The organism is Carboxylicivirga marina (assembly GCF_016612505.1).
Taxonomy (GTDB): domain Bacteria; phylum Bacteroidota; class Bacteroidia; order Bacteroidales; family Marinilabiliaceae; genus Carboxylicivirga; species Carboxylicivirga marina.
This window is the reverse complement of sequence record NZ_JAENRR010000105.1, coordinates 1-9,164: the sequence shown is the minus strand read 5'-3', so window position 1 is coordinate 9,164 and position 9,164 is coordinate 1. Positions and strand designations below refer to the sequence as shown.

General features: G+C 39.9%; 11 protein-coding genes. 5 read left to right on the top strand and 6 right to left on the bottom strand.

The window, feature by feature from the left end:
• Positions 1-969: 969 nt before the first annotated feature.
• Positions 970-1,167 (bottom strand): hypothetical protein, encoded by a 198-nt coding sequence (locus tag JIV24_RS21505; protein WP_200467150.1) that lies wholly within the window; start codon positions 1,165-1,167, stop codon positions 970-972.
• A gap of 196 nt (positions 1,168-1,363) precedes the next feature.
• Between JIV24_RS21505 and JIV24_RS21500 the strand changes: the two genes are divergently transcribed.
• The 4 genes from JIV24_RS21500 to JIV24_RS21485 all read left to right on the top strand — a co-directional run bounded on the left by JIV24_RS21500 (position 1,364) and on the right by JIV24_RS21485 (position 3,829).
• Positions 1,364-2,119: a hypothetical protein gene (locus JIV24_RS21500; RefSeq protein ID WP_200467149.1), complete on the top strand. Its 756-nt coding sequence runs from the start codon at positions 1,364-1,366 to the stop codon at positions 2,117-2,119.
• A gap of 65 nt (positions 2,120-2,184) precedes the next feature.
• Positions 2,185-2,379 carry a hypothetical protein gene (locus JIV24_RS21495; protein WP_200467148.1) on the top strand — a complete coding sequence of 65 codons (195 nt, stop codon included), beginning with the start codon at positions 2,185-2,187 and terminating at the stop codon, positions 2,377-2,379.
• Positions 2,380-2,737: 358 nt separating this feature from the next.
• On the top strand, positions 2,738-3,211 hold the full coding sequence (locus JIV24_RS21490; RefSeq protein ID WP_200467147.1) for a hypothetical protein: 474 nt from the start codon (positions 2,738-2,740) through the stop codon (positions 3,209-3,211).
• A gap of 162 nt (positions 3,212-3,373) precedes the next feature.
• On the top strand, positions 3,374-3,829 hold the full coding sequence (locus JIV24_RS21485; protein WP_200467146.1) for a DUF5675 family protein: 456 nt from the start codon (positions 3,374-3,376) through the stop codon (positions 3,827-3,829).
• Between the two features lie 165 nt (positions 3,830-3,994).
• Here JIV24_RS21485 and JIV24_RS21480 read toward each other — a convergent pair whose 3' ends face one another.
• The 3 genes from JIV24_RS21480 to JIV24_RS21470 all read right to left on the bottom strand — a co-directional run bounded on the left by JIV24_RS21480 (position 3,995) and on the right by JIV24_RS21470 (position 6,370).
• A complete protein-coding gene (locus tag JIV24_RS21480; RefSeq protein WP_200467145.1) occupies positions 3,995-4,399 on the bottom strand; it encodes a HEPN domain-containing protein in 405 nt (134 codons plus the stop codon).
• Complete coding sequence (locus JIV24_RS21475) at positions 4,396-4,719, bottom strand: nucleotidyltransferase domain-containing protein (protein WP_200467144.1); 324 nt, start codon at positions 4,717-4,719, stop codon at positions 4,396-4,398. Before JIV24_RS21475 ends, JIV24_RS21480 begins: the two co-directional genes overlap by 4 nt.
• Before the next feature lie 1,282 nt (positions 4,720-6,001).
• Entirely contained in the window at positions 6,002-6,370 is a 369-nt protein-coding gene (locus JIV24_RS21470) for a hypothetical protein (RefSeq protein WP_200467143.1), read from the bottom strand.
• A gap of 115 nt (positions 6,371-6,485) precedes the next feature.
• On the opposite strand from JIV24_RS21470, the gene xerA reads away from it, so the two are divergent.
• Complete coding sequence (gene xerA / locus JIV24_RS21465; protein WP_200467142.1) at positions 6,486-7,877, top strand: site-specific tyrosine recombinase/integron integrase; 1,392 nt, start codon at positions 6,486-6,488, stop codon at positions 7,875-7,877.
• Between the two features lie 574 nt (positions 7,878-8,451).
• Here xerA and JIV24_RS21460 read toward each other — a convergent pair.
• On the bottom strand, positions 8,452-8,607 hold the full coding sequence (locus JIV24_RS21460) for a hypothetical protein (RefSeq protein ID WP_200467141.1): 156 nt from the start codon (positions 8,605-8,607) through the stop codon (positions 8,452-8,454).
• Positions 8,608-8,973: 366 nt separating this feature from the next.
• Positions 8,974-9,164 (bottom strand): hypothetical protein (locus JIV24_RS22525; RefSeq protein WP_234445918.1); only part of this gene is annotated, 191 nt, incomplete at its 5' end.

The following is a 9,164-nucleotide window of genomic DNA, read 5'->3' as shown; positions in this document are numbered from 1 at the left end:
ATTTCAATAGGCAGCAAGGAACTAAAAGTAATTATAACCGCTGCAATAGTGGTCCAGTTTTGGAACGAAAAGAGCAATTCTTTGAGGTAAGTATCCTATGTAAGATGTGAAATGTTGAGTCAGAATTTTTTAATCCAATATTAAAATTTAGGAAGACCAACAAAGAAGTATTGATGTGAAATTATTGATTTCAGGACAATTGCGTCTTAAACGATTTTATTCAAGGCTCTAGCGAACCGGACCCACAAGCCGCAGTGTCGCTTATCAAGGGACAAATAATGGCACATAGTAGAAACTATTGATAACATATAGTTACTACTATCAATGCCATATAGTAATAAGCAACTACTACCTATAGTTAGTACTATTGAAAGCATATAGTACTAACTATTTTTTATACGAATGGCTGTTGTGAGAAATACCATATACAACCCGTTCGACGTATAAGACAACGGAAGGTAGCTCGCCGAAGTTTGTAACTTCGTCGCAAATAATCAGGTAGTTTGCAACCACCATAAAAAACAAGACTTGTCACTACAGGGTGCTAAAAAAACAAAAGCCAGTAAACTAAATGTTTACTGGCTTTTAAGTGAACCTGAAGGGATTTGTATCTCTTTTGTAAATCGTCTATAATCCAATAAGTTGCCAATACACAATTTTCATGAGGTCACTAAATAGGTCACAAAAAATATGAAATGATTTGATTCTGTTTGTTGTCCTTCGACAGTTACAAAGATACGGAAATGGATGGTTTGAAGCTAATTAAAAGAGTGCAAATCAATACAAATACAGCTAAGCTTATAAGCTGAATGATTGGTAATTATTGGGCTTTGTACCTAATCGTTAGTGATGCTTAAAAAAGAATGGTTTAGAATAGTTAAGAATCGAATGGTACAGGCTATTTGAGAGACTACAAATTTAATGAAATGAGGATATAAGAAGCCTGAGAGAAGATTGGAAGATCGGCCTCTAATCAGAGAGGTATTGCTTAATGAGTTCTTCCTTAATACCGGTATGTTGGGCGAACTCATCCAGGGTGATAAACTGATGTTCCTTTTTGCCCAGTGTTTCTTTGATACTGTGCAGTAGTCGGCGGCTTGATTTTTCACTTTTACCGGTGATGCGTTGCACATCTTTTGGGTAAACGCATAATCGGGATAGTCTCATAGGTCTTATACTTAATTACAACTTTATCTATACTTCATGCCTACTTAAAGGGTACTACTAATATACTAAATCGTAAGCTGTCTAACGGGTTGTTTTATGGACAAAAGTTACCAACAGGGACAAGATGGACACTCAAATTTGAATTGCCATTTATGGCATTGTACTTTGAGTCTATTAACCCATAAAAATTGAAGTTATGGCAAGGCAAAAAGGAGTGATTAAGTTGGAAGGTCGTGTTGGTGATTTGTCGTTTTATAAGAGCAATGGCCAGTACATGGCCCGCGAAAAAGGTGGTGTGGATGGTGAGCGTATCAAAAAGGATCCGGCTTATGCAAGGACACGCGAGAATGGTGCTGAGTTTGGACGTTCAGGCAAAGCCGGTAAGGAATTGCGAAATGCCTTAAATGAGGTATTAGTGAGAGCTGCTGATAAGCGGGTTTCGAATCGATTGGCAGCCAGAATTCTGAAGGCTATCCAGGCAGATACGATTAACCGACGTGGTGAGCGCAATGTATCTGATGGTGATTTAACCCTTCTGAAAGGTTTTGAGTTTAACGAAGCGGCTCCATTGGAATCGATTTTAAAATTGAGTCATACGATTGCATTTGATCGTGCAGCTGGCACGACCCAGTTGGCTATCGATGCTTTTAATCCGAGTGAAGAGATTCCACAGGTCGAAGGTGCAACGCATGTACGTTTTATCCTTGCTACTGCCGCTGTTGATTTTGGAATTCAGAGCTATGAAGTGGATGTGAAGGATGGTGCTGATGTAGAGCTATCTGCTTTGGAGCAGGCTGCAATCAATGTGGATAACGCGATTTCCGAAGATTCACCTCATCCAGTGTTTATTGTTGTTGGTGTTGAGTACCACCAGGAGGTGAATGGGCATATGTACCCTATTCAAACGAAGACGCACAATCCAATGGCGATTGTGGAGGTTGATAAGGTGTAACCACCTTATAGAGATGAGATGTGAGCGATGAGTTGATTTACAGTTTGGCTTAAAAAAGACTTAATATGAGTGAGGCTTCATTGAATGGCAGTGGTAAGGTTGGTTTCCTGGGTGGTACGCTTATTAGTGTGCTGAACGGGATATCGTTTGAGGGTGTTGTGGAGACGGTGTTTTATACAATTCTTGGAACGGTGGTGAGTTTTGGAGTATCGTGGCTGCTGAAGTATTTCGTGAAAAATCACTCAAAAAGAGAGCAGTAGTTGATTTAGGTTTCCCGATTAAGTTCATTAAAGATTTCCTAGTTCGGGACAGGTTGGTTTTGGCGACAACGGTCGTGGATAGTGTGTGTTGGAGGGCTCTTGGATTGTTGGATTCAAGAGCCTTTTTTTTAGAAGCAATTGTCTTACCAGACTGGTTTTCATTTCTTGTCTTGCCACAAGAAACGAAACAAAGAAAGTCAAGACTCCAGCACTCACTGACCCATAGATTTTTCATCAGGAAAAGAAAGAACTCACTACGTTCAGACAGCTTTCTTTTCTATCCGATTTTCAAATCTATGGGTGCCCCAGCTACGTTGCTGAGGTCGGAAGGATTTACATGATGTAAAAAAGAATTGACATGAAGTTTTTAGAGAAAGTGATAGCATTGTTGGGCAATAGTGTTTTTGAGGATGTGGGTGACCTTATCGACCGATTTGTGACGACCGGTGCGAAGAAGCAGGAAATGAAGACAGAGCTGTTGGAATTGCAGCACCGGCACGAGGTGGAGGCTGTAAAACTATCACTGGAGGCGGAGCAAGAATTTAATCAGCGCATCAAAGACCTGGAGGGTACGTCTAAGGACCTGCGCCAATCGGGTTGGTTGGGTAAGGTAGTGCTGTTTATGCGTGGTGCTCAGCGCCCATTGTGGGGCTATTTTGTGGCGTATATGGATTATAAGGTATTTGCCGGGAATTGGTCTTTGAAAGGTAATGAGAAGTTGGAATCGGCTTTTTGGATTATTAATTTTTTAGTGTTGGGGTTCTTATTTGGAGAACGGGCGGTGAAGAATGTGGCGCCTTTGGTGAGTGAGATGATGAGTAAAAAGAAGTGAGAATTGAGTAATGAGATGATTTACATGATGGTTACCCACCACTACCTGTTGGCATCTCCCCAAGTGGAGAAATGATTTACATGATAAATAACCCCCTCTGCTTTCAACATCTCCCCCTGAATGGGGAGAACTGATTTGCATGGTGGCTAAAAGTGATAGAAAATGGAATTGAAGGTTGTGAGATATAGTAGTTCTGAGGAGAGTACATTGGGGCTTCTTTTTATTGATGGGGTGTTTGCGTGTTATACGTTGGAGGATGAGCACCGAGATGTTAAGGTGATGGGAGAAACCAGAATCCCATCTGGGCGATACCGTGTTGAGTTGCGAACCTTTGGCAGACTTCATTGGCGATACCTGAGAAAATATGGTATGGATTTTCATAAGGGGATGCTACAGATTATGAATGTGCCTGGTTTTACGGATATCCTGATTCATAAAGGCAATGATGATGACGATACAGCTGGCTGTTTATTGCTTGGCGATAGTGTGAATAACAACCAGATGAAGGATGGTTTTATTGGAAGTAGTATGGTGGCATATAATCGGGTTTATGCTGTAATTAGGGATGCTTTGTCAAATGGTAATGAGGTGTTTTTAGTGTTGAGCGATGAGATTTGAGTAATGAGATAAAAGCTGTGATTTCAATTTAGCAATGGTACAAAAGAATAAGATGCAACAAATAACCTCTCTAATCAATGCAAAACATGCAACGAATATTATTGATTTATAACTGTATTGTTATTTGATTATGAGATACGGAGTAGTAAATAGTTTAAGCTTTTCTTATCTGTTATTGGGTGCCTGATTGATTAGCTCCAATAATTTGGAGTTCAAAATCTTAACCTCATCCAATAATGGTATCACTGTTTCTTCATCAAAATCTATGAAGTCAGCGTAATCACTTTCCTGGCGCCAGTCGAACAGGTGAGCATAGAGCTTACCTAGTTCCTTATCCAGTAGGTTTGATTTGACAAAATTCAGAAAGAGCTGTGTTTTTACACCATTATGGGTTTCAGCCTTTATGTCAGACTGATAAAGTAAAGCACTGGCCAAATAATAGGAACAGTAATACAAACGGTTGACACAAGAATTCCAACGTTGATTATTGGCCAACAACAAAGCGTCTTCGTAAATCTCATTTGATTTATCAATGCGATAATTGATGTAGTCTTGTTTACTGCCGGTCATGATAAGCGGATTCCTTCTTTTTGAACGTTGCGATAAAGGGGTGTAACAGCGTGTTTTGATTCCCAATCTTTTTTCGAATACACGAAGGTTGAGATAGGTTCTCCAATCTCAAGTTCAACATCGAATAAGGCTTCGCGGTATTCCTTTTCTAGCTTTCTATTTACCTGAAGGCTATTTAAAAGAATAAGGATATCCCAATCAGAATCTTCATTAGCTTGTCCACGTGCATGTGAACCAAAGAGTACAACTTCAGCAGCAGGATTCTTTTCTGAAATCCGCTTTTTGATAAGTTGAATGATATGTTGTTCTCTTTTATTCATAATTCAAAGATACATTTTTCCTATAAATAAGTTAATATTCAAATAGAATTAGCCTTAAACCCTTAAACCACCTTTTTTTCAGGCTGGCAAATAAGTCAAGGTTGAGGGCGCAGCCCGAACCCGCAGGGCTTGACCTTTACTATTTGTCAGGCTGGGAGATCCTTGTTTAAGGATTTGAAGGCGGTGTGAAAACACGAATATACTTAATCTAACCAATGGGCCAATATGTAAGGATATGCACAGATTAAGGTTCAAGCGCCTGCAGCTAGCGTAGGGATGGAAGCGCAATGAACCCGAGGTGCCGAGGGTGGTTTGCGGTTGAATGCCGGGTCGAGCCGACTGCGAGTGGAGCAAGGGTGGCAGGTTAAGAACGACTGAAAGAAGTGGAAACTGGCATAGCTTGGTAGTGGAGGTACGAAACGGACAAGCCGAGGGCTGGCGGATTATTTGCTGTGGCTTTAGTGAATATGGAGCGTGTGGTGGGAAGATAAGGGGCATGAGAAATTAGAGGTGAGCGATGAGATTTGAGAAGTGAGTTGATTTGTAGCTTGGTTTGCTAATGTCGAACTGTCGAATTTGTGAACTGGTTAATTGATGAAAGTAGCTTGCTGGTATTAAGTGGAAAACGAATGCGCCTTATGTGGGGTGACGAAGTTGCTGAGGCGAGAGAGTGGTTAGCGGGTGAAGTATGAGCCGGGTAAATGCGAATGAGGTGAGGCTACTGCAGGCACTGGGGAGCGGAGTGTGAACGGAGGCCAGCGCAAATAATGTGACAGCCCGATGCCCGACGCGACTAGCAGGCGAGCCTAACTCTGGCAGCGGTTGTGGTGAAGGCTTATTGGTAGAATAGACGTAGCGTGACGCTACGCCCAACGAAGTGGCGGAACGCAAGGCTGTGATGACAATGTGCCTGAGACACAAAGGAGCTGCCGTGAGGAAGACCGTGGGAACTGCAAAGGGCATGACAGGCTCATTTTTATTTGATGGGTAATGGAACGCGAGAGGACACGCGTACCAGCAATAGTTGAATTGATGAACTGAACCGACGTAGCGGGACGCTACGCCCAACGAAGGAACACATTACCCATGAATAAAATGACCGAAGGTGAGCAGCGCTATTTGAAAGCCTTAATAGTGAACACTGAAAATAGGGCTGCGAAAGCCTGGCATGAGCTTTTGCTGACGAGGGATGATGAACACCGATGAACCTGTCAGGATGTTTGATTTATAACGTTAAGATGTTGAAGTGTGGGGATTTGCAGGCAACTTGTCGATATTACTGTTAATCCATGTAGGCTTGCCAGGTGACAAGGATGTATTTAGTGGCATTGTGTTCTTTTACTTCCATAAAACCAAATTCGTAACAAAATAGGTATAGGCTTCCTTTCTGCGATTTCCAATAATGTGTGAAATACTTAGGGCTAAAACCTTCTGATAAAAACAGGTCTTTGCGCACGGTTGATTTACCTGCTTTATTGTAGGATTTCAGGAGGCGTCGATTGGTTTTGAGTTGCCGGTCGATGGTATTGAATAAGGAATCGGGTTTGCTTTTGTTTTGTTGGTAATGGTAGGCTGATTTGCAATAGGGTGAGCAAAATTTTTTATCGCTCCGGCCTTGAATGATTTCATGGCAATATGGGCAGTTTGACATTGGTGTATTGATTTAGTTAGACGGATATTATACGTTTAAATATACGATTAAATTATGAAAATGTCTGGCAAAGGGCGTTTATGGGGTGAATTAGAAACTACTAAAAACAATACACATGAAACCAACAATCTATTTGAATCGATTCAAACATGGAAATACAGCCTTAATCAAGCTATTTAGTTATGAGAATGGAATGATTGAGGATGCTCTGCAGGCATTGAGCTACGTTTATTATAGTCACCATTATCGTTGTTATTACATACGTGACAGGCCAGAACTAATTAAAAAGCTGCGTTATGAATTGCGTGAACATGCCTATATAAGCGATAAGTACATTAATCCTGAAACGTTACAAGAGCTGTATAAGCAACGTGAGGCATTAGCAATTCAAGGCAATGAGAATACACCAAATAATAATCGGGTTTTAGTGAGATGCATACAGGCGAATAACAATTGTTATTTGCAATTACCTCATAAGCATAAATGGGCTGTATATTTACAGGAATTAGGCTGTCAGTATGAATCTAAACGCCGTATATGGATAGTGCCAGAATATGAGAAGAAGATAAGAGTATTAAAGCGTTATTTTAATGGTGAAGGTTGCCGTTTTTTGGAACAGGCCCGACATGATGATAAAAAGTCTCATCATTTGAAACGACAGGATTACAAACAGGACATGGATATCCAGGATTATATCAAAATACTGACTTTGCAGGGTGCCAGCAAACGGACGATTGAGAATTATGCCAGTCAGATAAAGAAGCTAAAGGATTATTACGAAGGAAAGCCGGTTAGTAAGATATCTGATGAAGAAATACGTGATTACTTATTCTTTCTTAGAGAAGAATTAAGTTATTCGTGGTCGGCACAGAATATTGTTGTCAGTGCCGTTAAACGTTATATTCTATCAATGACTGAGCGAGAGATTAATGAGTTATTAATACCACGGCCAGTTACAAAAAAGACACTACCAAAGGTTTTGGAAAAGGAAGAGATAGAAGCCATATTACGACAGAATATTTTTATAAAGCATAAATGTTTATTGTACCTATTATATGCGACCGGTATACGGTGCGGGGAATTAATTAATCTGAAAGTTGAAGATGTAAAATTTGATACTCATGTGATCGAAATCAAAAAGGGCAAAGGAGATAAGGGAAGAATAGTGTCGATGCCAGATAAGTTAAAGCATTTATTGTTGGCCTATTTTCGCAGGGAGAAACCTAGTATTTTTGTGTTTGAAGGTCAAAATGGTGGCAAGTATAGTCCCAGTAGTGTTCAGCGTGTTGTTAGAAAGGCAGTGGTGAAAGCTGGTATTGATAAACGTGTGACGCCTCATATGTTGAGGCATTCTTTCGCCACTCACTTACATGACTCCGGAATGGATATCCGGAATATACAGAAGTTGCTTGGTCACTCGAGTACCAAAACAACGGAAATATATACTTACATATCAAAAAGAGATATCAGTAAGCTAAAAAGTCCGCTGGATGACTTGGATGTGTAAAAAATAATAGCTTTTTTTATGATGAGTAAAGAGTTTGTGTCTGGCTACTTATAATAGCATAAGTTTATACTGACAATATATCATAAAACGATGATAGGGTATGTGCAGGTAGGAAAAATCAGAAAACTAAAAGACATGATGTGCAGCAAAGGTATTTAACAGAACAATTAAAATCATGCTTGCACAGTAACTATGTGACTGAGGAGGCGAAGCTATACGTCGCAAAAATATATAGTATATCAGAAATGGTAATACGATATTTAAGCCGATGTCCATAGTTAATATATAAAGCACACGTGCTTTATATTAACAAGTTGCAAGCTATTTGGATGAGCAATCGTATGGATTAGAATATAGCATCTATTTAGCAGTTGGCTGAACCGCCTCAGCTCAATGGCGTTAATAAAATTAGAGACAGTAGCGTTAAGAAAACAAAGCTGTTTGAGGCCGTTGGAAACGGTCGAGTTCTTTGTTTTTAGTGGAAGGAAGTAATTTTTAGCCAATTGAGGTGCAGCGGAGATTTTTTGTTTACTTTTTCATGGTTGGAAAAAGTAAAAGCCCGACCGGCTAGAGGTCAAGCAATGGGAATCCGGTTATAAAAAAAACAAGGTGTTTTTTGTGCACCGACCATTGAAAAAGCCGTCAGAGAAAACCAAAAGGGAATTTGTGAGCTTTTAGGTTTTGGAAGCAAGGCTTTTTCAAGTTCGTCTAAAAAAACGGCATAATCCATTTTGACAACAGGTTATACAGCAGCTTGAGGACATTATAAGCACTTGGCCTTTCCCTTAGAATAAGGTAAAGAGCAAATTCACATCTTGGTTAACTATTGGAATTGATTTTCCAGCGTGAACAAAAATCAATTTGATTTACAGGGTGTTTACAGAATGGTTTAGTTCCTTTACTGCAAATAAGATGGTAGGCAAATCTATTGGCTTTCGCACTTTCGGAAGCTTGATTTAAAAACGCTGGCGTAAAACAACAGTTGCAAATGTTTTTAGCATAGTGAAAAACTGAGCATTAGAGAAACCAAGAATAAAGAATAAACAGCTTGCAACACGCTAGTATAAAGCAATTGGCATTCGTGATCAATTGGAAGTTAGGTCGGGTAATCGAACATCGCCAAATCTTTGATTTGGCTTTTGAAATGAAAAGATAAAAACAAATAAAAGATTTGGCTCAGAGAGTTTTTGGAGGTTTGATTCGTTAAATTGCCAATCGCTTCATCGTGTGCCGAGAAGTAGTGAACGGCAAAATATTCACTACATGCTGTAAATTGAGATGGTGGAA